Origin of the sequence: Klebsiella grimontii, assembly GCF_900200035.1 — a bacterium.
In the GTDB taxonomy this organism is placed as follows: domain Bacteria; phylum Pseudomonadota; class Gammaproteobacteria; order Enterobacterales; family Enterobacteriaceae; genus Klebsiella; species Klebsiella grimontii.
Genome location: NZ_FZTC01000012.1, coordinates 243,324 through 266,610, shown reverse-complemented (window position 1 = coordinate 266,610; position 23,287 = coordinate 243,324). Strand labels below are relative to the sequence as shown.

At 58.5% G+C, this 23,287-nt stretch carries 18 protein-coding genes; 8 read left to right on the top strand and 10 right to left on the bottom strand.

The window, feature by feature from the left end:
• Position 1: 1 nt before the first annotated feature.
• From fucK to fucP, 3 genes are all read right to left on the bottom strand, one after another.
• Positions 2-1,420, bottom strand: a complete 1,419-nt coding sequence (fucK, locus tag KOSB73_RS05565) for an L-fuculokinase (RefSeq protein ID WP_064343156.1) — start codon at positions 1,418-1,420, stop codon at positions 2-4.
• A 93-nt stretch (positions 1,421-1,513) separates the two neighbouring features.
• Positions 1,514-3,289, bottom strand: a complete 1,776-nt coding sequence (fucI, locus tag KOSB73_RS05560) for an L-fucose isomerase (RefSeq protein WP_004870066.1) — start codon at positions 3,287-3,289, stop codon at positions 1,514-1,516.
• A 31-nt stretch (positions 3,290-3,320) separates the two neighbouring features.
• A complete protein-coding gene (gene fucP / locus KOSB73_RS05555) occupies positions 3,321-4,631 on the bottom strand; it encodes an L-fucose:H+ symporter permease (protein ID WP_004870069.1) in 1,311 nt (436 codons plus the stop codon).
• Positions 4,632-5,190: 559 nt separating this feature from the next.
• Here fucP and fucA point away from each other — a divergent pair.
• Positions 5,191-5,838 (top strand): L-fuculose-phosphate aldolase, encoded by a 648-nt coding sequence (fucA, locus tag KOSB73_RS05550; RefSeq protein ID WP_004124398.1) that lies wholly within the window; start codon positions 5,191-5,193, stop codon positions 5,836-5,838.
• A 217-nt stretch (positions 5,839-6,055) separates the two neighbouring features.
• On the opposite strand, the gene xni is transcribed toward fucA, so the two are convergent.
• Complete coding sequence (gene xni / locus KOSB73_RS05545) at positions 6,056-6,811, bottom strand: flap endonuclease Xni (protein WP_004124395.1); 756 nt, start codon at positions 6,809-6,811, stop codon at positions 6,056-6,058.
• A gap of 97 nt (positions 6,812-6,908) precedes the next feature.
• Positions 6,909-8,852, bottom strand: coding sequence for a sigma-54-dependent Fis family transcriptional regulator (locus KOSB73_RS05540; protein WP_098140299.1), 1,944 nt, complete (start codon positions 8,850-8,852; stop codon positions 6,909-6,911).
• Between the two features lie 271 nt (positions 8,853-9,123).
• On the opposite strand from KOSB73_RS05540, the gene ssuD reads away from it, so the two are divergent.
• The 3 genes from ssuD to KOSB73_RS05525 all read left to right on the top strand — a co-directional run bounded on the left by ssuD (position 9,124) and on the right by KOSB73_RS05525 (position 13,215).
• Positions 9,124-10,296, top strand: a complete 1,173-nt coding sequence (ssuD, locus tag KOSB73_RS05535) for an FMNH2-dependent alkanesulfonate monooxygenase (RefSeq protein WP_004870076.1) — start codon at positions 9,124-9,126, stop codon at positions 10,294-10,296.
• A gap of 41 nt (positions 10,297-10,337) precedes the next feature.
• The gene (locus KOSB73_RS05530) at positions 10,338-11,735 is read left to right on the top strand and encodes an FAD/NAD(P)-binding protein (protein ID WP_098140298.1); all 1,398 of its coding nucleotides are present in this window, start codon (positions 10,338-10,340) and stop codon (positions 11,733-11,735) included.
• 73 nt (positions 11,736-11,808) lie between these two features.
• A complete protein-coding gene (locus tag KOSB73_RS05525; RefSeq protein WP_024358514.1) occupies positions 11,809-13,215 on the top strand; it encodes an LLM class flavin-dependent oxidoreductase in 1,407 nt (468 codons plus the stop codon).
• Between the two features lie 155 nt (positions 13,216-13,370).
• Here KOSB73_RS05525 and KOSB73_RS05520 read toward each other — a convergent pair whose 3' ends face one another.
• The 5 genes from KOSB73_RS05520 to queF all read right to left on the bottom strand — a co-directional run bounded on the left by KOSB73_RS05520 (position 13,371) and on the right by queF (position 20,032).
• Entirely contained in the window at positions 13,371-14,312 is a 942-nt protein-coding gene (locus KOSB73_RS05520) for an aliphatic sulfonate ABC transporter substrate-binding protein (RefSeq protein WP_049088642.1), read from the bottom strand.
• Positions 14,313-14,460: 148 nt separating this feature from the next.
• Positions 14,461-15,828, bottom strand: a complete 1,368-nt coding sequence (locus KOSB73_RS05515; RefSeq protein ID WP_049088644.1) for an L-serine ammonia-lyase — start codon at positions 15,826-15,828, stop codon at positions 14,461-14,463.
• A 53-nt stretch (positions 15,829-15,881) separates the two neighbouring features.
• Positions 15,882-17,171 (bottom strand): HAAAP family serine/threonine permease, encoded by a 1,290-nt coding sequence (locus KOSB73_RS05510; RefSeq protein ID WP_004137269.1) that lies wholly within the window; start codon positions 17,169-17,171, stop codon positions 15,882-15,884.
• 536 nt (positions 17,172-17,707) lie between these two features.
• Positions 17,708-19,075: a nucleotide 5'-monophosphate nucleosidase PpnN gene (gene ppnN / locus KOSB73_RS05505; protein WP_004124374.1), complete on the bottom strand. Its 1,368-nt coding sequence runs from the start codon at positions 19,073-19,075 to the stop codon at positions 17,708-17,710.
• A gap of 111 nt (positions 19,076-19,186) precedes the next feature.
• Positions 19,187-20,032, bottom strand: a complete 846-nt coding sequence (gene queF / locus KOSB73_RS05500; RefSeq protein WP_049085088.1) for an NADPH-dependent 7-cyano-7-deazaguanine reductase QueF — start codon at positions 20,030-20,032, stop codon at positions 19,187-19,189.
• Between the two features lie 69 nt (positions 20,033-20,101).
• On the opposite strand from queF, the gene syd reads away from it, so the two are divergent.
• From syd to KOSB73_RS05480, 4 genes are all read left to right on the top strand, one after another.
• Positions 20,102-20,647, top strand: a complete 546-nt coding sequence (gene syd / locus KOSB73_RS05495; protein WP_004137273.1) for a SecY-interacting protein — start codon at positions 20,102-20,104, stop codon at positions 20,645-20,647.
• 633 nt (positions 20,648-21,280) lie between these two features.
• Positions 21,281-21,610 (top strand): YqcC family protein, encoded by a 330-nt coding sequence (locus tag KOSB73_RS05490; RefSeq protein ID WP_049088645.1) that lies wholly within the window; start codon positions 21,281-21,283, stop codon positions 21,608-21,610.
• Positions 21,610-22,404, top strand: a complete 795-nt coding sequence (gene truC / locus KOSB73_RS05485; protein WP_024358510.1) for a tRNA pseudouridine(65) synthase TruC — start codon at positions 21,610-21,612, stop codon at positions 22,402-22,404. Before KOSB73_RS05490 ends, truC begins: the two co-directional genes overlap by 1 nt.
• A gap of 2 nt (positions 22,405-22,406) precedes the next feature.
• Positions 22,407-22,850, top strand: coding sequence for a flavodoxin (locus tag KOSB73_RS05480; RefSeq protein ID WP_049088648.1), 444 nt, complete (start codon positions 22,407-22,409; stop codon positions 22,848-22,850).
• Positions 22,851-23,287: the final 437 nt, after the last annotated feature.

The window sequence follows — 23,287 nt, the reverse complement described above, 5'->3', positions numbered from 1 at the left end:
CTCATACTCCCTCAATCAGTTCGGGTTCGGTTTGCGGGTAAAAATAGCGATACTGATAGCTCACTTGCGCTCGGGCCTGCTCCGGGCTGCTGAATTCACCGACGCCATACCAGCCAAACATGGCGGCGCCGGCGACGGTGGTTTCGGCGTCATCCAGTACTTTAATCGGGATATCCAGCCTGTTGGCTTTGATCTGATTCCACAGCGCGTTGCGGCTGCCGCCGCCGACCAGCAGCAGTTCGCTGGCGTTAAAGTGACCGATTTTTTGCAGCGTTTGTAGGTTGTTCGCCAGCTGTTCGGCTAATCCCTCCAGCGCGGCGAGGTAGAAGTGACCGCGAGTGGTATTCAGCGTGATGCCCTGCCAGCCCGCGTTTGGGCTGGATAGCAGGTCGCACTGCATCTTCACCTTCTGAGCGCCGCCGGGGAGGGCACGGGCCTCGTCAATCAACGTTTGCCACGGCGTTTCAGGCGTCCACAGCAGCTGGCGTACCCATTCCAGCACGCCGGAGGCCAGCCACTGCATGCCCGGGTTATAGCGTCCCGGCTGGCTATCCAGCTCGCAGGTGGAGCCCGCATAATGGCTGAGCAGCGGCGTGTTCACCTGGGCGCTGCGCACCATCAGGATTTCCCAGGTGCCGGACGACAGCACAGGTTCATCCTGCTCCGCGCCCGCGCCAAACAGCGCGAACTGGGTATCGTGCCCGGCGGAGATGACCGGAATGCTGACGGCTAAACCCAGCATTTTCGCGGCATCGCTTTGCAGCGTGCCGATCTGCTGGCCCGCTTCAACGAGCCGGGGAAACAGGCGGCGCGGCAGCCCCGTCGCCTGCAGGATCTGCGTGCTGAAATCCCGCTGATGGATATCCAGCATCTGGCTGGTACCCGCCATGGTGATATCGGTTGTGAATTCCCCGGTCAGACGCTGGTTGAGAAGCGAGGAGATGAACAGCCAGGCGTGGGCTTTCTCCAGCAGCTGCGGGTGGTTCTCTTTCAGCCAGATCAGCTTATACAGGGTGTTGAAGGCAAATGCGCCGACGCCAGAGATCTGCTGGAGCTGCTGCGCGGGCATAAAACGGCTGATATTGTCCATCACCGCCGCGGTGCGCGGACATTTCCAACTGATGACCGGATAGAGCAGCTTGCCCTGTTCATCCACCAGCGCGCCGTCGACGCCGAAGGTGGTGACCGTGATGCCGCGAACCGTGCAGGACGAGAGTGCGTCGCTAATCTGCCGGCAGCACTCGGCGAAGCGTTGCAGGATCGCCTCCAGCGACCACTGGTGCCAGGCGCTGTTCTCCACGGCGATATCGCTGGCGTTGGTCGTTGCGGCGCGGGCGATAATGTTCCCCTGGCGGTCAACCGCAATCGCCCGCACGTTGGTGGCGCCGCAGTCGAGGACCAGGATGACGTCTTTTTTCATCGTTAACTCCATAAACGTCGCCGGATGGCGCCGCGCTTATCCGGCCTACGGTTCTGTAGGCCCGGTAAGCCTGCGCCACCGGGCAAAGCCGTATTAACGCTTATACAGCGGGCCGTAGTTCTGGCAGGCGCGGTAATCCTGGCCTTCGCTATCCATCCCGTGGGCAGACCAGCTGGAGGGGCGGTAGATTTTCGCCTCTTCTACGTTATGCATGCAGACCGGGATCCGCAGCATCGACGCCAGGGTGATAAAGTCGGCGCCGACGTGCCCGATGGTCAGCACGCCGTGGTTAGCCCCCCAGTTCGCCATCACCGAGTAGACGTCGGAGAACGGGCCTTTACCGGTCAGACGCGGCGCAAACCAGGTTGTCGGCCAGGTGGAGTTGGTACGGGCATCGAGCTGGTCATGCATCGCTTTCGGCAGCTCTACGCTCCAGCCTTCGGCGATTTGCAGTACCGGGCCAAGACCTTTGATGATATTCACGCGGGTCATGGTGAACGGCACGCCGCCTTCGGTCAGGAAGCGGGAGGAGAAGCCGCCGCCGCGGAAATATTCATGAATCGCCGGGCACCATTCGGTGGCCGCCAGGCAGGCGTCGGCCTCCTGCTGGCTGATTTCCCAGTGCGGTTTCATGGTTGGCTTGCCATCAGCATCGCGCTGTTTGCAGGCGCCGTCGAGCGCCGCCGAACCGGAGTTGATCAGGTGGATAATGCCGTGCTCCGCCAGCCCGGTGAGCGGTTGGCCGGTGACGCGCTCTACCGCTTCCGGTGACCAGTAGGTGCGCACGTCGGCAAATACCTGGGCGGTGCCGGTCAACTGGTGGCCCATCAGCATCGCCACGCCGTTGAGGCTGTCGTTTTCGGTGGCGACGACAAAGGGTTCGCGTACGCCGTTCCAGTCGAACGAGCTATTGAGCAGCGCTTCGGCGGTATCGCCGTTGGGGTATTGATCGGTCCAGTGGCGCTGGCCCTGAAAACCCGCGGCAATGGCGTTGTAGCCCAGCGACTCTTCGACCAGCCCTTTTTCCGCCAGCTTGCTGTTGCCCTGCATCATGTCGCGGATGCACATCGCCATCAGCAGGCTCTCTTTCAGCACCGCGCGGCTCTGTTCGGCGTTGCGCTTATACTGCTGCGCGTTCTGGTCTTCGCCGTAGCGGAAGTTTTTATCCGCCCACGCCAGCGCCATTTCCAGCTCGCTTTCATCATAGATTTTCTGGTCGATGCGGCGGCGCAGTTCGGTCATGTCCACCGCCTGCACCTTCATGCCGAGCCAGGACTCGAAGAAGTTGTGATCGACGATAGAACCGGCGATACCCATCGACACGCCGCCGACGGAAAGATAGCTTTTGCCCTTCATGCTGGCGACCGCTAAGCCGGCGCGGGCAAAGCGCAGCAGTTTTTCTTCGACATCCGGCGGAATGGTGGTGTCGTCGGCGTCCTGTACGTCGTGGCCATAAATGGAGAATGCCGGAATACCCTTCTGGCTATGCGCCGCCAGCGCCGCCGCAAGGTAAACCGCGCCGGGGCGCTCAGTGCCATTAAAGCCCCAGATGGCTTTTGGCCGCAGCGGATCCATATCGATAGTTTCGCTGCCGTAGCACCAGCACGGAGTGACGGTAATGGTGACGCCGACGTTCTGGCTGCTGAATTTCTCTTCGCAGGCGGCGGACTCCGCCATACCCGCGATGCAGCTATCGGCGATGACGCACTCAATCTGCGCGCCGCAGGCGTGACGCAGTTTTTCCGCGATCAGCGCGGCGGTGGCTTTCGCCATATTCATGGTTTGCTCTTCCAGCGACTCGCGTACCCCCATGCGGCGTCCATCGATCACCGGGCGGATGCCAATTTTCGGTAAGCTGATTTTTTTCATTACAGATTCCTCACGTTATTCGGATAAATGTTTAGTTAGCTGCCGTTTGCGAACGGAAACGGGCGAAGATGAAGATGACGGCAAAGCACAGCGCCGGGACCAGTTCGGCGGTGGGAATGTTGCCGGCGGCGTCGCTGACAAAGCCCATCACTGGAGTGACGATCCCGCCGCCAATAATGGTCATGACGATAAAAGAGGAGCCGTATTTGGTGTCCTGCCCCAGGTTTTTGATGCCCAGCGAGAAGATGGTCGGATACTGAATGGACATAAAAGCGCTGCACAGCGTCAGAGCCAGCAGACCCACGTGGCCGCCGGTGAAAGCGGAAATCAGGCACAGGATCATGGAAAGCAGGGCATAGGCCGCCAGCACTTTATGCGGCGCGAAGCGGCTGATGAGCCAGGTACCGGAGAAGCGACCGATAAAGAAGCACACCATGGTGCCGGTCAGATAGTTGGCGGCGAAACCGGGCGTCATGCCGGGGATCTCTTCGATAGCGTAGCGAATCAGATAGCTCCAGCAGGCGGTTTGCGCGCCGACGTAGCAGAACTGCGCCAGCACCGCCCAGCGCCAGTGGCGAACGCGGACCAGGCGAGCAAGGGAAGCGGAGAAGGAACTCTGGGTGGCGTCACTATGGTCGTCGCTCTGCAGGGCTGGAAATTTGGTTAACATAATCAACAGAGCGACCAGTAAGACAACCGCGACGATGATCATATAGGGGGTTTGCACCGAGAGCACCAGGCTGTGCTTATAGGCGCTAAGCTGCTCCGGAGCCATTTTATCGAGCACATCCTGCGATTGATGCGGCACATTAGACAAAATAAGACTTTGCCCAAAAACCACTGCAATAATGGCGCCAAACGAGTTAAAGGTCTGTGCCAGATTAAGCCGGAAGTGACCGCCGCTTTCTGGGCCTAAAACGGTAACAAACGGGTTTGCCGCGGTTTCTAAACACCCTAAGCCCGCAGCAATAATAAACAGGCCAATCAGAAATAAAGTGTAATTCATGACCTCGGCGGCGGGCCAGAATAGCGCGGCGCCAAAAGCATATAAGAACAGTCCGGTAATAATGCCGGCTTTATAACTTAACTTTTTCATCAAAATTCCGGCCGGAATAGGGATGACGAAATAGCCGAAATAAAAGGCGGATTGAATCAGCCCGGCCTGAAAATTAGTCAGCGTAAAGGCTTGTTGAAATTGTGGTAATAAAATATCGTTGAGATTATTTGCGACCGCCCAAAGAAAAAATAACGAGCACAGCAGGGCGAAGGGAATAATGTAGCGCTTGCTTTTCCCTGTCTCTACCGCACGAAAACTCTGCGTTTGTATTGTTGTGTTTCCCATAGCATCCTCATTGGTTCAGAAGCGTGTTCAGCGGCCGGTTTATGCCCACCAGACCACAATAATCAGGTGAGCTCTTGCGGCGACGTCAACAGTGAAATAAACATCACGGAATGAACTCATGAATGCATTTTCAAATTAAAAACGCCTTTTAATATGATGGCGGTCACATTTAGTATCCACTCGGTGCTTTTATGTGATTATCATCACTTTAATAATCAGAAAAACATGACCGTTTGAGAAAGTTAATTCTAAAACCCACAGGTTGAATGCCCGATTTAATTTATAATAAGGAAAACGGTCAGTTGTTAAAACTATCAGCAAAATGCCCGTTTTTAAATCTATTAGTAAGAACGGGCATTTTTCATCAGGCAAAAACGAGAGAGCGCTTTTTTTTACCCTGAAATAAGTGAGGGGTATCACAGAACCGGTGAATGTAAATTCCTTTCTGATTATTCGGGATGAAGATGATGGGCAATTATTCGAGTTATTCAACAGCGTCGCGCGTCTTATCCGGCGAGCCGTCTGTTGTCGTATTGCGCATGATAAAGAGAGGTAAAGAATGGAACGAAATAGACTGGCCCGGCAGATTATTGATACCTGCCTGGAAATGACCCGGCTGGGGTTAAATCAGGGGACCGCCGGCAACGTGAGCGTGCGTTATCAAGGGGGAATGCTGATCACGCCGACGGGTATTCCTTACGAGAAGCTGACGGAGGCGCACATTGTGTATATTGATGCCGAAGGTCAGCATGAGCAGGGCAAACTGCCGTCCAGCGAGTGGCGTTTTCATCTGGCGGCCTATCAGACCCGCCCTGACGCTCACGCGGTGGTGCATAATCACGCGGTTCACTGCACGGCGGTGTCGATTCTCAACCGTCCCATTCCCGCCATTCACTATATGATTGCGGCGGCGGGGGGCAACTCTATCCCCTGCGCGCCCTACGCCACGTTTGGTACCCGCGAGCTGTCTGAGCATGTGGCCGTGGCGCTAAAAAACCGCAAAGCGACGCTGCTGCAGCACCATGGCCTAATCGCCTGTGAAGAGAACCTGGAGAAAGCCCTGTGGCTGGCGCATGAAGTCGAGGTGCTGGCGCAGCTCTATCTCAGCACGCTGGCGATTATCGATCCGGTGCCGGTTCTTGATGACGAGGCCATCGCTGTTGTGCTGGAGAAATTCAAAACCTACGGATTACGTATCGAAGAGTGATGCCGTAAGCGAAGGTTTCTGCCGACGGCTTGCGGGAAATTCAGCGACTCTGCGCTCGGCTCCCGGGGGCGGCGCAAAGCGCCTGCCCGGGCTACGGGTTTACCGCCGGCTGCGATCCGGTAGCCCGGACTACGAGCTCACCGCCGTCTACGGAGCGGTAGCCCGGACAGATGCGCAGCATCGCCTCCGGGAAGCCGTGCGCTCTCTGGACCCAACGCTACCGGGCCAGCCGCAGCTGCTGCAGATTGCCGTCCAGCTGTAAATCGGTTTGCAGGCGCGCGATTTCCCGGCAGGTGAAGGCCATCTCTTGCTGTTCTTCCAGCTTCTTGCGCCACTTCTCCGGCACGTCCGCCAGCCGCGCGTAGATTCCTTCCAGATCCTGAAAATCGGTTAACAGCTGGGCGGCGCTTTTTGGGCCAATCCCCGCCACGCCGGGAACCTTTGAGCTGCTGATGCCCGCCAGCCCCCAGTAGTCAGGCAGCTGTTCCGGCGTCACGCCGAACTCTTTGGCGATAAACGGCGCGTCGAGCCAGCGCTTCTGGAAATAGTCGCGGATGCGAATCGTCGGCGACAGCAGCTGGCAGTAGCCTTTGTCGGTTGAAACGATGGTTGCCTGATGGCCGGCCTGCGCCACTTTGACCGCCAGGGTCGCGGCGAGATCGTCAGCTTCGCTGCCGCTGAGCGCCCAGCAGCGAAACCCGCGCTGCTCAAACGCCGCCCGCAGCGCCGGCATTTCCGCTTCGAGGGTCTCCGGCATCGGCGCGCGCCCGGCTTTATAATCGGGCAGGCGCTGATGCCGCCAGCCGTGGCCGCGGTCTTCATCATCAAATACCGCCACCACGTGGGTCGGCTGGCTATGAACCACCAGCTGTTCGAGCGCATGCAGGCAGGTATCGACGCAGGGTGACCCCTGCACCGCATGGATGCGGCGAATCAGATTAAGTGCGTCGACGATTAGCAAATGAACGGCCACGGATCCCCCTTATTCTCAACGTCTTTTAGGGTAACACCACCGCGCGGATGAGGCTATTGGCGCTAGGGAAATCAGGAAGATGCCTCGCAGTTTCCGGCTAACCAACGTGCATCAGCGGGCGGGGATCGCTATGAGTGGCCTCGCCGTACCAGACCGCCTCGCGCACCGATACCGGTTTGTGGATAAGGCCCAGCGCGTAAAAACGATCGGCGATACTTTGCTGGGCGCGAATCACGTTGAGATCCATCGGCCGCGGGCGATGGCTGCGGCGCGCCAGGGCTCGGGCCAGAGAAGCGGCGTTAAGCCCCAGCTCGGCGGAGAGCAGTCCGACGGCTTCCTGCCGATGCTGGTCGATAAACTGTCCGGTTTGCGTCAGTTCGGCCAGCAGGCGCTGCATAATATCGCTATTGCGGCTGGCGTAGTCGCGGCGCGACAGGTAGAACTGGTGGTTATTGACGCGCCCCTCGCCGCTGGCGACAACCCGTAGTTCACCGCTATATTCCGCGTCGCTGAGCAGCGGATCCCACATCATCCAGGCGTCCACCGCCAGGTAATCGCTGGCGGTCAGCGGGTATTTCGGCGGAATGTAGACCACTTTGACGTCGTTTAACGCCAGCCCGGCCTCTTCCAGGATATGCAGCAGCAGCCAGTGCACGTTAGAGCCTTTATTCAGCGCGATACGCTTGCCGCGCAGGTCGCTAAGGGTGCGAATATCGCTGTGCTGCGGGACGACCATCGCCACGCTTTGCGGCGCGGGCGGTTCCCAGGCGACGTAGACCAGCTCGCTGTTAGTGGCCTGCGCGAAAACCGGCGGCGCTTCGCCGGTGGTGCCAAAATCGATTTCATCGCAGGCCAGCGCGTGCAGCAGCTGCGGCCCGGCGGGGAACTCGCTCCACAGTACGCTGACGCCGCGGCTGGCAAAGGCTTGCTCAAGACTTTGCCGCGCTTTCAGGATGCCAAGATTGCCAAAGCGCTGGAAGCCGATGCGCAGTTCCCGGTCACGAGAGACCTTTTTGACCGCCGCGCTGTAGAGGGGCTCCTGACGGCGGCGGCTTTTGATGATGCCCAAATTTGCCAACTGCGTGCGCAGCGCGTGGCGGCTGATACCGAGCAGCGCTGCGGCCTGGCTTTGATTATCGTCACTGTGGGCCATCGCGCCGCGTATCAACGCCCCGGTGACCCTTTCCCACAGCGGTTCGCCCGGCAGGGAAAGCTGACGACGAATAAAATCGTCGAGTTCATTATCGCCAACTGCCGAGGGCTCGTTGTTCAGCGTCGTCAGCCGCAGCTGGGCGGGGCCGATCTCCTCTTCTTTACTCAGCAATACCGCGTTATGCAGAGTGTTCTCCAGCTCGCGAATATTGCCCGGCCAGGGGTACTCCATCAGCCTTGCCAGCGTCTCCGGGGCCAGACGGCGAATCGGACGACCCAGACGGCGGGCGTAGAGCGAGAGAAAATGGTACGCCAGCACCGGAATATCCTGGCGACGCTGGCGCAGCGGCGGCAGCGGCACGATGGCGATATTCAGCCGGTAGTAGAGGTCTTCGCGGAAACGACGCTCGCGGATGGCCTGCATCAGATCCACGTGGGTGGCGGCGATTACCCGCACATCGACCTTAACGGCCTTGCGTGAGCCGACGCGGGTGATTTCGCGCTCCTGCAGGACGCGCAGCAGTTTCACCTGGAGCGCCAGGCTAAGCTCGCCGATTTCATCGAGCAGCAGCGTGCCGCCTTCCGCCGCCTCGAACCAGCCGGGATGGCTTTGTACCGCGCCGGTAAACGCCCCTTTTTCATGGCCGAACAGCTCCGCTTCCGCCAGGCTCTCGCTGAGCGCGCCGCAGTTGACGGCCAGGAACGGCCGGTGGCGGCGCGGGCTATGGTGATGCAGATAGCGGGCGACAACCTCTTTACCGGTGCCGGTTTCGCCGACGATCAGCACGGTCGCCTCGGTGGGGGCCAGTTTATCCAGCAGGCTCTGAAACGCTTTTGACGCCGGGTCGATCAGCGTGGGCGTTGAGGATGGAAATTCAGGATTCAGCATGGTTGACCTCCGACTTTTAATGCCCTGAACTTATCCTGTGCCGGGGTTGGAAACCAGAGGGCTAGCCCGTCGCGCTGTTGCAAAAGCCGCAGCCCGGACGCACTGTCTGCTGCATTTGCAACAGCGGTATACGGTTCTGTTTTATCTAACTGACTGATTTTGTTTTGTTAATTTTTCGTTCACCATTGGCACGATTATCGCTAACACTCATATAACCAAATTAAAACAACTCTTCGATAAATATCGGATATGGTTATATAGGAAATCGATAATGACGCAAAAAGCCGACGATAAAATCAACGTGTTCTGGTTTCTGCCCACCCACGGCGATGGCCGCTACCTGGGCACCGCGGAGGGCGGGCGACCGGTTGATTTGCCTTACCTGCAGCAGGTGGCGCTGGCGGCCGACAGCCTGGGCTACTACGGTGTGCTGATCCCGACGGGAAAAAGCTGCGAGGACTCCTGGCTGGTGGCCTCGGCGCTGGCGCCGCTGACCCGTCGCCTGCGCTATCTGGTGGCCGTTCGTCCGGGCCTGCAGCCGCCGACGCTGGCGGCGAGGATGGCGACGACGCTCGACCGTCTGTCGGGCGGTCGGCTGCTGATTAACGTCGTCACCGGCGGCGATCCGGTGGAAAACAAAGGCGACGGTATTTTCCTCAGCCACGGCGAACGCTATCAGGTCACCCGCGAATTTCTCGACGTCTACTCGCGCCTGCTGAAAGGCGAAAAGGTGGACTATCACGGCGAGCATATCCACGTGGAAGGCGCGGAAGTGCTGTTTCCGCCGGTACAGGAAAACGGTCCGCCGCTGTTTTTTGGCGGCTCCTCTGAGGAAGCCATCGACGTTGCCGCCGATCAAATCGATACCTATCTGACCTGGGGAGAGCCGCCGGCGCTGGTGGCCGAAAAGCTGGCTGTAGTGCGCGAGCGCGCCGCCGCCCGGGGCCGCACGTTGCAGTACGGGATTCGTCTGCATGTGATTGTTCGCGAAACCGAAGAGGAGGCGTGGGCCGCCGCCGATCGGCTGATTTCTCACCTTGATGACGAGACCATCGCCCAGGCGCAGAAAATTTTTGCCCGTATGGACTCCACCGGCCAGGCGCGCATGAGCTCGCTGCATAAAGGATCGCGCGACAATCTGCGCATTGCGCCGAACCTGTGGGCGGGCGTAGGGCTGGTGCGCGGCGGGGCGGGAACGGCGCTGGTCGGCAATCCGCAGCAGGTGGCAGAGCGCATTCGTGAATATCAGGCGCTCGGTATCACCAATTTTATCTTCTCCGGCTACCCGCATCTGGAAGAAGCCCATCGTTTCGCTGACCTGGTCATGCCGCTATTGCCGCTGGCAGGCCACGATCAGCCGAAGGCGCGTAGCGTCAATACCGGCCCGTTCGGCGAAACTATCGGCGGCGATAAGCGTCCGGTGAAACAGGTCAGCGCAAGCTGAGGAGGCGCGTATGTTACTGCGGTTTCTGAAGGCGGTGGGCTATGCAAACTGAACCGCACGTGGCGATCGTCGGCGGCGGATTTAGCGGCGCGGCGGTGGCTATTCATCTCCTGCGCCTGGCGCCGGCTGGCGTGCGGGTCACGCTGCTGGAGCCGCGCGAGGTGCCCGGCGCGGGCGTGGCCTACTCCACGACCGAACCGAGCCATCGGATTAACGTTCCCGCGGCGCGGATGCAGCTTGCCGGGGAAGAGGAGGGCGCGTTCGACCGCTGGTACCGCAGCCAGCCTGCTTTTGCTGATGATCCGCAGGCTCTGCTGGAAGACGGCGCTGTCTATCCGCAGCGCGGCCAGTTTGGCCGCTACGTCGCCCAGCGTTTCGCCGAGGAGGCGAGCGCCAGCGGCGGGCGGCTGACGCATCTGCGCGAGCAGGCGCTAAGGTTTAAAGATGGCGAGATTATCACCGATGGCGGTCATCGGCTGCCGGCCGATCTGCTGGTGCTGGCCATCAGCCATCCGCCGCCCTCGCTGCCGTCGCTGGCGACGCCGTTCGCGACCCATCCGGCGCTCATCGCTAACCCCTGGCGAACGGGCGTGCTGGACGCTATCGCGCCGCAGGCGAGCGTCGCGGTCATGGGCACCGGCCTGACGATGGCGGATACCATCGCGACGCTGACGCGGCTGGGACATCGGGGGCCGATAACGGCATTTTCACGCCGCGGGCTCCTCTCCCGCAGCAACCTGAGCGGCAGCGCTGACCCTTGGGAAGGCGAGTATGCCCACGGATCGCTGCGCCAGCGGCTGCGGCAAATCCGCCGGGATATCGACCGCGCCGCGGAGCGGGGGCAGGCCTGGCAGGTGGTGCTGGACGCGGTGCGTAATCAGGGGCAGGAGATCTGGCAGGCGCTGTCGGTGGCCGATCGTCAGCGCTTCCTGCGTCATTTACGCAGCTACTGGGACGTTCACCGCTATCGTATCGCTCCCCAGGTCGCCGGGATTCTTGAGCAGCGCCAGCGCGACGGCAGCCTGCGGGTGCTGGCGGCCAGGCTGACGGCGCTGGCAGACGACGCGCAAAAATTGACGCTAACCCTCTCGCCCCGGGGCGGTGAAGCGCAGTGGGTGAGCGTTGACCATTTTATTTTAACCACCGGCCCGGCGCACGGGGCCCTCACCGACAGCCAGCCGCTGCTGCGCCAGCTGAGCCAGGAGGGGCTGATTCGCGCCGACGCGTTTGGCCTCGGACTGGACGTCGATCGCCGCTCGCGGGCGATTGGCCGGGAAGGGCGGGCCGTGCCCAATCTGCTGGTCTCCGGACCCGCCGCGCGGGCCCATTTCGGTGAACTGATGGGGCTACCGCAGGTGGCCGACCATGCCGCCGCCGTAGCCGCCGAAGCATTGCTGGCGCTGGGCATTAAACAATCCGCCCGATGTCCGGCGTTCTGAACGCCTTTTATCCCCTGATTCCCTTAATGATTATGCGCGCGTCCCGACAGCGGGGCGCGCCGTGGAGAGCGCTATGTCATCACAACGTGAAATTCGTCTGAACGCTTTTGATATGAACTGCGTCGGCCATCAGTCGCCGGGGCTGTGGGCCCATCCGCGCGACCGCTCCTGGCAGTATAAAGACCTTGAGTATTGGGTCGACCTGGCGCGTCTGCTGGAGCGCGGCAAGTTTGACGGGCTGTTTATCGCCGACGTGCTGGGCGTCTATGACGTGCTGAACGGCAACGGCGATGCGGCGCTCCGCCAGGCGGCGCAGGTGCCGGTCAACGATCCGCTGGCGCTGATCACGCCGATGGCGCTGGTGACGGAGCATCTCGGATTCGGCCTGACCGCTTCGCTCTCCTTTGAACATCCCTATCCGTTCGCTCGCCGCCTGTCGACGCTCGACCATCTGACAAAGGGGCGAGTGGGCTGGAATATCGTGACCTCCTATCTGGAGAGCGGGGCGCGTAATATTGGCCAGAAAGCGCAGACCGACCACGATGCCCGCTACGACTACGCCGATGAGTATCTGGAGGTGGTTTATAAATTGCTGGAAGGGAGTTGGGAGGATGGCGCGGTGCTGCGCGACAGGGAACGTAAGATCTTCAGCGATCCGCGAAAAATTCATCCGATTAACCATCAGGGCAACTTCTTTTCGGTGCCGGGGATCCACCTCTGCGAGCCATCGCCGCAGCGTACGCCGGTGCTCTATCAGGCGGGCGCCTCCAGCCGCGGCAAGCAGTTCGCCGCCGGCCACGCCGAGTGCGTATTTGTCGGCGCGCCGTCGAAAGTACTGCTGAAAAAGACGGTGGCGGATATTCGTCGTCGCGCCGAGGAGGCCGGGCGCGATCCGCGCAGCATCCTGATCTTCAATATGCAGACGGTCATCGTCGGCGAAACCGACCGTGAAGCCCAGGCGAAGTGGCAGGAGTATAAACCGTACGTTAGCTACGAAGGGGCGCTGGCGCTGCTCTCCGGCTGGACCGGCATCGACCTTGGTCAGTATCAGCCGGATCAGGTGCTGGAGTATCTGCATACCAACGCGATTCAGTCGATGGTGGAGGCGTTTTCCACCGCCGATCCGAATAGCCAGTGGACCGTGCAGAAGCTGGCGGACTGGGCGGGGATCGGCGGCTTCGGCCCGCTGGTGGTCGGCAGCCCGCAAACGGTCGCCGATGAGCTGCAGTCCTGGGTCGAGGAGACCGACGTCGATGGCTTTAACCTCGCCTATGCGGTGACCCACGAAACCTTCCGCGACGTGGTGGATTTGCTGGTCCCGGAGCTGCAAAAGCGCGGCGTGTTTAAGCAGGAGTATCGCGAAGGAACCCTGCGCGAGAAGCTGTTTGGCGCTGGCGCGCGGCTGGCTGCGCCACATCCGGGCGCAGGCTATCGTCGTGGCGAGCAGGTCGCGGTCGCGAGCGAAGAGAAGGTGAGTTAATTCCCTCTCCCCGAAGGGCGAGGGGGCGGGAGTGCGGGGAGGTGTTTTTTCCCGGAGGCGGCGCTTGACGCGCCTGTCCGGGCTACGGGTCCACCGTCGTCTGCGGGCCGGTAGCCCGGGTAAGGCGCCTGCGCCGCGACCCGGGAAGGGAAGGCTTACTGCTTATCCAGCAACCAGGTCGCGCTGCGCACATCGACTTTCACCGGCAGCAGGCCGATGCGGGTGAAGGTATCCGCCAGCGCCTGCTGTTCGTTATAGACCGCAGGGGTCATGCGCTCGGCGCCGTAGGGCAGACGCGCCAGCGTTTTCAGCCAGATAGCCTTATCCAGCCCGGTTGAGGTGGAGAGGATCCCGGCGGCATCGTCCTGATGGCCGTTGGCCCATTCGCTCAGTTTACCCAGCTCATCCACCACCTGCTTTGCGGTATCCGGATACGTGTCGGCAAATTTGCGGCTGGCCAGGTAGAATGTGTAGTGCGGCACCAGCCCTTCGGCATTGCGAATCTGTCGCGCTTTGGCGTTGGTTTCCACTTCGGCGAGGAACGGATCCCAGATAACCCAGGCGTCAATGGCGCCGCGCTGGAAGGCGGCGCGGGCGTCAGCAGGCGGCAGATAGACCGGCGTGATATCTTTATAACTCAGCCCGGCTTTCTCCAGCGCGGTCACCAGCAGATAGTTCACGTCGGAGCCTTTATTGAGCCCCACGCGCTTGCCCTTAAGGTCGGCGACACTCTTAATCGCCGAGTTTTCCGCCACCACGATGGCTTCGGTTTTAGGATTCGCCGGCGAGTGGGCTAAATAGACCAGATCCGCCTGCGCGGCCTGGGCAAAGGCCGGCGGCGCATCGCCGGTGGCGGCGAGGTCGATGCTGCCGACGTTCAGCCCTTCCAGCATCTGCGGTCCGGCGGGGAATTCAATCCAGCGTACGGCGATCCCCTGCTTTTTGAAGCTTTCATCGAGGGTGCCGCGATATTTCAGCAGCGCGAAGATATTGGCTTTCTGATAACCAATATTCACGGTCTCCGGCGCTTTCGCTAGCGCGGAAGCGGATAAGCCAGCCAGCAGGAGCAGCAGCGCCGGGCGGGATAATCTGAGCATGATTTGTTCTCCTTGAGCGGTTTTCCGTAAGGTAACAAATCGTCTTTATAACTAATAAATAACTAAATTATCATTTATATAACATAAATGAAGGAAGAGGGCAGGGGGAAGAAAGCCCGGCATGCCGCAGCATACCGGGAGGGGGACGTTAATCGCAGGCGACAATCTTCATTGCCAGGCCGCCGCGCGAGGTTTCACGATATTTGGCGTTCATATCTTTGCCCGTTTCGTACATGGTCTCGATGACTTTATCGAGGCACACCCGCGGCTCGCTGGTGCGGCGCAGGGCCATACGCGCGGCGTTGACCGCCTTGACCGCTGCGATAGCGTTACGTTCGATGCACGGCACCTGCACCTGGCCGGCAACCGGATCGCAGGTGAGACCGAGGTTGTGCTCCATACCAATTTCCGCCGCGATGCATACCTGACCCGGACTGCCGCCCAGCAGTTCAGCCAGACCGGCCGCCGCCATTGAACAGGCTACGCCGACTTCACCCTGGCAGCCCACTTCGGCGCCGGAAATTGAGGCGTTCATCTTATAGAGCGAGCCAATGGCGCTGGTGACCAGCATATAGCGCGCCAGCGAGTTGGCGTTCACTTTGCGGATGAACTTGTCGTAGTAGGCCAGCACCGCAGGTACGATACCGCAGGCGCCGTTGGTCGGCGCGGTCACGACGCGCCCGCCAGCGGCGTTCTCTTCGTTAACCGCCAGGGCGAACATGTTAATCCAGTCAACGACCGCCATCGGGTCGCTGTTGGTGTTGTCCTGGCTTACCAGCATCCGGCGCAGCGCGGCGGCGCGACGGGGAACCCGCAGCTTGCCCGGCAGAACCCCTTCGGTGGTGATGCCGCGCTCAATTCCGCTGCTCATCACCTCCCAGACCGCGGCAAAATGCTGCTCCAGCGCTTCTTTACTGTGCAGCGCCAGCTCGTTTTGCATCATCAGGCCGGAGAGCGATAGCCCGCTTTCGCGGCAGTGGCGCTGCAGGTCGGCGGCATTTTTATACGGATAAGGGACGGCGACTGGCGCTTCGGCGGTCACGCCGAAATGGTCTTCGTCGACGATAAACCCGCCGCCGATGGAGTAGTACGTCTGGCTGTAGAGAACCTTCTCGCCGCCGAGAGCGGTAATACGCATGCCGTTCTCATGCCGCGACAGGTTGTCGGCGTGGAAATTCATGCACCGATCGACCGGGAACGCCACTTCCTGCTGGCCGTTCGCCAGCATCAGGCGGCCATGGGTGTTGACGTCCTGGATAAAGCCGGGAATCGCGTCGATATCGACGGTATCCGGCAGGTTGCCCGCCAGGCCCATAATAATCGCGATGTCGGTATGGTGGCCTTTACCAGTCAGGGAAAGGGATCCGTAGACATCGACGACGACTTTGGTTACCTCGGGAAGCAGCCCGCGCTCAATAAGATCGTCCGTGAATTGTTTGCCCGCTTTCATCGGTCCAACGGTGTGGGAGCTGGAAGGGCCAATGCCGATTTTAAAAATATCGAATACGCTGATCATGATGCATCCAGTGCTGTCGGGAGGCGCGCCGCCGTTAAGCGGCGCGGGGGATATTAGCTAAACAGAGAGTAGAAAATCGCGGAGATAGCAATCAGGCCCATAATCACCACGAATACGTTGCTGACGTGGCCGCTGTATTTGCGCATCGCCGGGACTTTCTGAATCGCGTACATCGGCATCAGGAACAGAATCATGGCGATAATCGGGCCGCCCAGGGTTTCGATCATCCCAAGGATGCTTGGGTTCAGCGTCGCCACAATCCAGGTGGTGACCAGCATGAACAGGGCGGTGATTTTGTTCAGTTTGTTGATTTCGATGGACTTGCCTTTACCGCGCAGGGATTTAATCACCATGCCGTTAAAGCCTTCGCGAGCGCCAAGGTAGTGGCCGAGGAAGGATTTGGTGATGGCGATCATCGCAATGATCGGCGCCATCCAGGCGATGACCGGCGCGTTAAAGTGGTTCGCCAGATAAGACAGAATCGAGATGTTCTGATCTTTCGCCGCCGCCAGATCCGCCGGAGAGAGGCTCAGTACGCAGCTGAAGACGAAGAACATCACGGTCAGCACCATCATGATGTGCGCGCGGGCCAGAATGCTGGAACATTTTTTCTCCGCGCCCTGGCCGTACTCTTCGCGTTTCGCCACGGCGAAGGAGGAGATGATCGGCGAGTGGTTAAAGGAGAACACCATCACCGGAATCGCCAGCCACAGAGTCATCCACAGGCCGTTGCCGGTCGCGGTCGCGCTGCTCAGGGAGAGGGTCTCCAGCGCCGCGCCGTTCCACTGCGGGATCAGATAAAAGGCCAGGATCATCAGCGCGACCACGAACGGGAACACCAGTACGCTCATCGCTTTCACAATCATCTGCTCGCCGAAGCGCACGATGGTCATCATGCCGACAATCAGAATCAGGGAAAGAATGGCGCGCGGCGGCGGCGTGATGTGCAGCTGGTGCAGCATAAAGCTTTCGACGGTATTGGTGATCGCCACGCTGTAAACCAACAGAATCGGGTAGATGGCGAAGAAGTAGAGCAGGGTAATCAGCTTACCTGCGCCGACGCCGAAATGCTCTTCGACCACTTCGGTGATGTCTTCGCCCGGATTCTTACCGGACAGCACGAAACGGGTCATCCCGCGGTGGGCGAAGAAGGTCATCGGGAAGGCCAGAATCGCCATGATGATCAGCGGGATCATACCGCCGACGCCAGCGTTGATCGGCAGGAACAGGACGCCCGCGCCGATAGCCGTGCCGTACAGGCCCAGCATCCACATGGTGTCCGTCTTGCGCCAACCGCTACGGGTAGCATCCGAAACGATGGTGCTGGTTTGAGTGGTTTCCATCTGTATCTCCTGGAGGAAGCAACAAAATCTATTGAATAAAAAAGACTAAATAATATGAAATTCGTTTGTTTACGGTTTTTTAGGCATTTTCTCCGTAACAATTGGTGCGGGAAGATACATTTATATGGTGAATGCATCAGTGATCGCGATCTCAAATGCAATAATCCACTTTAAATGTAAGCAATTTTAGTCCAACAGCCTGTTTCTGGGGATCAGCCAGAGATTTGTGGCGCGGAGGCTATCATTTTCAGCATATGAGAGAATAGTGGCGGGACGTAATAACGAGGTTTTTACTGTAAAAATGCGATGTTCTCGACGTTTTTACGTTAAAAGTCGTCTTTCATGGTGATATTTATTGCTGTTTTTGGAAACGCAAACGATTGGCTTTTGTGGGAGTGGTGCTAAAAATTCATAAAAGGAATGATTTATCTGGAAAGCGTACGGGCGAATAGATAAGAGAAAAGGGGGAATGCGGCAGGGCGGGAAAAATAGCCCGGGGGCGTAAGCCGCCGCCCGGGAGAAGAACAGAAGATAACTCAGGAACAGATTTCGTAGCAGGGGATGTAGGCGGTGCCGCCCGGCAGCTTCATACGATGCTGCGCCACGAAGCCCTGCAGCAGGTCATCCATGCGGCGCATCATCGCCGGATCGCCGTGAATCTTATACGGGCCGAATTTCTCGATAGCCTGGATACCCACCTCTTTAACGTTACCGGCGACGATACCGGAGAAGGCGCGGCGGAGATCCGCTGCCAGCACTTCCACCGGCTGGTCCGGATAGAGTTTAAGGTTGGCCATATTGTCGTGGGTGGGATCGAACGGCATCTGCAGGTCCGGCGCAATACGCATCGACCAGTTGAAGCTGTAGGCGTCTCCGGTTTCGCGGCGGTTCTCTTTGACCATCGGCATCGCTTTTTTCATCTGACGGGCAACTTCCGCGGCGTCGTCGATGATAATGCGATAGTGACGACGGGCGGATTCGCCCAGCGTATGGACGATAAACTCATCCAGCACGCGGAAATAATCGGCGCTCTCTTTTGGCCCGGTGAGGATCAGCGGCAGAACTTGCGACTTGTTCGACGGGTGCATCAAAATGCCCAGCAGATAGAGCAGCTCTTCCGCCGTGCCCACGCCGCCCGGGAAGATGATGATGCCGTGGGCGATACGCACAAACGCCTCCAGACGTTTTTCGATATCCGGCATGATGATCAGTTCATTCACCAGCGGATTCGGCGGCTCGGCGGCGATAATCGACGGCTCGGTCATCCCGATAAAGCGGCTGTCTCTGTAACGCTGCTGCGCGTGGCCGACGGCGGCGCCTTTCATCGGCGCTTCCATCGCGCCCGGTCCACAGCCGGTGCAGATGTTAAGCTCGCGCAGACCCAGCTGGGTGCCGACGCGGCGGGCGTACAGATATTCGTTTTCGTTAATCGAGTGGCCGCCCCAGCAGACAATCATATTTGGCGCTTCGCCAACGTGCAGGGCGCGGGCGTTACGCAAAATGGAGAAGACCAGGTTGGTGATATGCACCGAGCTTTCAAGATCGAGATTCGGGAAGCGGACGGTGTTGTGGATCTGGCCGTAGACGAACAGGATATCGCGCAGTACGGCAAACAGGTTGGCCTGCAGGGAACGGATAATACGCCCGTCAACGAAAGCGTCTTCCGGCGGGTTGATCAGTTCCAGCTTCACGCCGCGTTCGCGACGCAGCACGTTAATATCGAAGTTTTCAAAACGAGACAGAAGCTCCTTGCTGTTATCGGTCAGGCTCCCCGAGTTGAGCACAGCAAGCGAGCAGTTGCGAAAGAGTTGATACAGGTCACTGCTGGCGGTGCGTTTAAGCATATCCACTTCCAGCTGCGACAGCATATCCATTGAACCAAGCGGGCTAACGTGTGTAATCAAGTGAACTCCTTACAGGACGATTATCGTCTTCCTGTGATTACAATAGCCCTGCTGATGGCGTTTTCACAACCTTGCGCGCGGGTTAACGCACGCAAATTGTGAAAATGTTGATTATTGACGGGCGAGGCGACCGGTGGCCGGCACAAAATCGGTGTTGCTGCGCCACGGGTTGATGTCGAGACCGCCGCGTCGCGTGTAGCGCGCGTAAACCGAAAGGGCTTCCGGCTGGCAGAAACGCTGAATATCGTTGAAGATGCGCTCTACGCACTGCTCGTGGAATTCGTTGTGATGGCGGAATGACACCAGATAGCGCAGCAGCTTTTCGCGATCGATTTTCGCCCCGCGATACTGAATCTGCACCGAGCCCCAGTCTGGCTGGTGGGTAATCAGGCAGTTGGACTTCAGCAGATGGCTGACCAGGGTCTCTTCGACCACTTTGCCGCAAGCGGCGTCCTGCAGGTAATCGGCGCTGAACTGGTAGTTATCGATTTCAATATCCTGGTCGTCGATGCAGGTGCCGTGCAGATGGGCCACCGGCTGGCCTTCGAGCTCATCGAGGCGATACAGCGACACCTTCACTTCTCCTTGCGCACAGGCGCTGAGATCGCGCGCCAGCGTCGCCTCGACCGCCTGCCAGTCAGCAAAGCGCGTCTGGTTAAAGCTGTTGAGATAGAGCTTAAAGCTTTTTGATTCCACCAGGTTAACGGTGGTGTCGCTGAGCTCGACGTGGCCCACGGCCACCTGCGGCAGACCTTTGGCGTTCAGCCAGGAGAGCTCGTACAGCGTCCAGATATCGGCGCCGTGAAACGGCAGGTTATCGGCGTGCAGATCCAGCGGGTCGCGGTTCAGGCTGCGCGGGACGCCCTGAAGCAGGCTGGCATCGTAGGTATCGCGGTAATCGGTTGATTTTCCGAGCGTCAGGCCGGCCAGCGCCTGATGATTATCGTAAGAAGACATGTTTCACCATAGTTAAAGCGGTTACACTATATGCCAAGTGTATCCTGTCTAACGTGAAGAGAGAAACCGGTGGATCAGCAAACCGCAGAAGCGCTACAAGCATTTACCCAACGTTACTGTGAGGCGTGGCAGCAGCAGCGTTCCAGCCTGCCGCGCAGCGAAGAGCTTTACGGCATCCCGTCGCCGTGCGTCAACGGCACGGATGATGACGGCGTTTTCTGGCAGCCGCAGCCGTTTTCATTAGAACAAAATATTCACGCGGTTGAACGGGCGCTGGAGATTGTGGTACAACAACCGCTTCATGCTTATTATACCACTCAGTTTGCCGGTGATATGCAGGCGCGTTTCGCCGATGAAACCATGACGCTGCTGCAAACCTGGAGCCCGGACGATTTCCAGCGGGTGCAGGAAAATCTGATCGGTCATCTGCTGGTGCAAAAGCGTTTGAAGCTGTCGCCGACCCTGTTTATCGCCACGCTGGACAGCGAACTGGATGTCATTTCGGTGTGTAATATGAGTGGTGAAGTGATCAAAGAGACCCTTGGCACCCGCAAACGCACGACCCTTTCCCCCTCGCTTGCGAGTTTCCTCAATTCCCTTAAGCCTGTTCTGTAATCCAGACTACCCAAACTTTTGTGAGAGATCTCTTACAAGACCTGTAAGAGATCGTCATCATTTAAGCCGATCCTTCAGGGACCGTATTTTAAGAAATATATTATTTTTCAATTGGTTAATTATTTTCTCATTAATCATACTGACGATTAATCTTAAGATATTGTCTTAACAAGGGTTGTAAGACGGGGCGGAATCAGGGATTCTATGTACATCGACAGGGAGTTGATAAACGAAGTGAACATCAGGATGGTGACGCTTCTACAGGACCCGCCAGGATGGCGTTGCAAGGACAGGCTTCAGGATGAAGCACAGGATAACGCAGGATTGCGTAAAAGGACACCTCCAGGAAGGAGAACGAGAGCCGAGCAGGATGTTCGGTGGATCAGGAAGATCAGGATAGACTTAAGGATGAGTTATTTCGCATCGGGGTGGTGTGAAAGCAGGATGCAACTGTTTATGGATGAACATGGTCAGGAGACCTCAGGAAAAGTTTTCAAGGACGAGCAGGGAGCACCAATGTAGCTGGATTGCTGCAAAACGAACCGGGAGCACTGTTTTATACAGTGCTCCCTTTTTTTATTTCTCGTCTGAATTTGCTATTCTGCGCCGGTTTTCAACTCACCGAGGTTTCCCATGACTCTTGATCATCGCGTGCGCGAGCGCCTGCTCGCCATTGAAGCGCTGCTGCGCGAAACGGAACACTGGCAGGATAGCGCCCCCGATAGTCGCGCGTTTGCCAGCGAACAGCCGTTTTGCCTCGACACCATGGAGCCGCTTGAATGGCTGCAGTGGGTATTGATTCCGCGTATGCGCCAGCTGCTGGAAAGCGGAATGCCGCTGCCGCAGAACTTCGCCGTTGCCCCCTATTATGAGATGGCCCTCGATAACGCTCATCCCGTACGCGAAAGGGTGCTGGCCGAACTGCTCCTGCTGGATGCGCTGTTTGCCGGCGGCGAAGCCTGATGCTGGAGATTTTATATCAGGACCAGTGGCTGGTCGCGGTAAACAAACCTTCGGGCTGGCTGGTGCACCGTAGCTGGCTGGATCGTGATGAAAAGGTCGTGGTGATGCAGACCGTGCGCGATCAGATAGGCCAGCACGTGTTCACCGCTCACCGCCTCGACAGGCCGACGTCCGGCGTGCTGCTGATGGGGCTATCGAGCGAAGCGGGAAGATTGCTGTCGCAGCAGTTCGAGCAGCATCAAATGCAGAAACGCTACCATGCGATCGCTCGCGGTTGGTTGAACGACGAAGCGGTGCTTGATTACCCGCTGGTTGAGGAGCTGGATAAAATCGCCGATAAGTTCGCTCGCGAAAATAAAGACCCGCAGCCGGCGGTCACCCATTACCGCGGCCTGGCGACGGTAGAGATGGCGGTGGCGACCGGACGTTACCCCACGACCCGCTATAGCCTGGTGGAACTGGAACCGAAAACCGGACGTAAACATCAGCTGCGACGCCATCTTGCCCATCTTCGCCATCCGATTATCGGTGATAGCAAACATGGCGATTTGCGGCAGAATCGCAGCGCGGCAGAGCATTTTGGCTGCGATCGGCTGATGCTGCACGCCAGCCAGCTCTCGTTAACGCATCCGTTTACCGGCGAACCGCTGGTCATTCGCGCCGGTCTTGACGACGTCTGGATGCGCGCGCTGTCGCAGTTTGGCTGGCGCGGCCTTCTCCCGCTAAATGAAAGGGTTGAGTTTGCCGACGACTGCGGTCAGGATGAAGAGATACAGGTCAATTCAGGGAGCTAGTCATGGCGGAAGTCGGAATTTTTGTCGGTACGATGTATGGAAATTCGCTCCTGGTCGCCGAAGAGGCGCAGGCTATTTTGAGCGGGCTGGGTCATCGGGCGAAAGTCTTTGAAGATCCTGAAGTCAAAGACTGGGAGTCCTATACCGGGAAATATGCGCTGGTGGTGACTTCGACCACCGGGCAGGGCGATTTACCGGACAGCATTGTGCCCTTGTACGAAGGCATCAAAGATATGTATCAGCCGCATTTACGCTATGGCATTATCGCCCTGGGTGATAGCACCTACGCCAACTTCTGCGGCGGCGGTTTGAAGTTTGATGCGTTATTGCAGGAGCAGGGCGGCACGCGCGTGGGCGATATGCTGATGATTGACGCCAGCGAAGATCCGGAACCTGAAAGCGTCTCTAACCCATGGGTAACGCAGTGGGCGACGCTGCTTGATTAAAAAGTTTCGCCCTCTCCCTACAATAGAGGGCGCCCCTTTTTTACTGATGTTCAATGCCAGTGCCAGATTAACGGTCAAAAAGATCGTACCAATTCTCCGTGCGCCTGGCTTCGGGCATTTGCCTTAAAACCTGTGTCATGCCAGGGTCTTTACCGGGCTATTTCACGGGGTCAAGAGAGTTGATTCACACTCCTGTCTTTTGTACCGCCCTCTCCACCTCTCAACGGGCGCGGTTTTTCATTTCCGTGAACCATCCCCCATCTCGTTAGGCATACGCCATAAATCAGATTTACTCAGCCGGTGAAAGCTGTGTATTTGCACGGTGAGCCCGTCAGCCCCTCTTTTTATACTTTCCCTGCCAGTTCCCAATGCAGTGCCAGATATAACGAAAACAATGAAAAACACTAACACGTCATTCTGAGTACCCTACAGGTTGT

Coding starts and splice junctions, on each gene's coding strand:
- KOSB73_RS05540 (WP_098140299.1), bottom strand. CDS start 8,852: ATGCTGAATCCTGAATTTCCATCCTCAACGCCCACGCTGATCGACCCG.
- ssuD (WP_004870076.1), top strand. CDS start 9,124: ATGACGCAAAAAGCCGACGATAAAATCAACGTGTTCTGGTTTCTGCCC.
- KOSB73_RS05480 (WP_049088648.1), top strand. CDS start 22,407: ATGGCGGAAGTCGGAATTTTTGTCGGTACGATGTATGGAAATTCGCTC.
- KOSB73_RS05510 (WP_004137269.1), bottom strand. CDS start 17,171: ATGGAAACCACTCAAACCAGCACCATCGTTTCGGATGCTACCCGTAGC.
- KOSB73_RS05530 (WP_098140298.1), top strand. CDS start 10,338: ATGCAAACTGAACCGCACGTGGCGATCGTCGGCGGCGGATTTAGCGGC.
- KOSB73_RS05490 (WP_049088645.1), top strand. CDS start 21,281: ATGACTCTTGATCATCGCGTGCGCGAGCGCCTGCTCGCCATTGAAGCG.
- fucA (WP_004124398.1), top strand. CDS start 5,191: ATGGAACGAAATAGACTGGCCCGGCAGATTATTGATACCTGCCTGGAA.
- KOSB73_RS05525 (WP_024358514.1), top strand. CDS start 11,809: ATGTCATCACAACGTGAAATTCGTCTGAACGCTTTTGATATGAACTGC.
- fucI (WP_004870066.1), bottom strand. CDS start 3,289: ATGAAAAAAATCAGCTTACCGAAAATTGGCATCCGCCCGGTGATCGAT.
- KOSB73_RS05515 (WP_049088644.1), bottom strand. CDS start 15,828: ATGATCAGCGTATTCGATATTTTTAAAATCGGCATTGGCCCTTCCAGC.
- queF (WP_049085088.1), bottom strand. CDS start 20,032: ATGTCTTCTTACGATAATCATCAGGCGCTGGCCGGCCTGACGCTCGGA.
- fucK (WP_064343156.1), bottom strand. CDS start 1,420: ATGAAAAAAGACGTCATCCTGGTCCTCGACTGCGGCGCCACCAACGTG.
- KOSB73_RS05520 (WP_049088642.1), bottom strand. CDS start 14,312: ATGCTCAGATTATCCCGCCCGGCGCTGCTGCTCCTGCTGGCTGGCTTA.
- fucP (WP_004870069.1), bottom strand. CDS start 4,631: ATGGGAAACACAACAATACAAACGCAGAGTTTTCGTGCGGTAGAGACA.
- truC (WP_024358510.1), top strand. CDS start 21,610: ATGCTGGAGATTTTATATCAGGACCAGTGGCTGGTCGCGGTAAACAAA.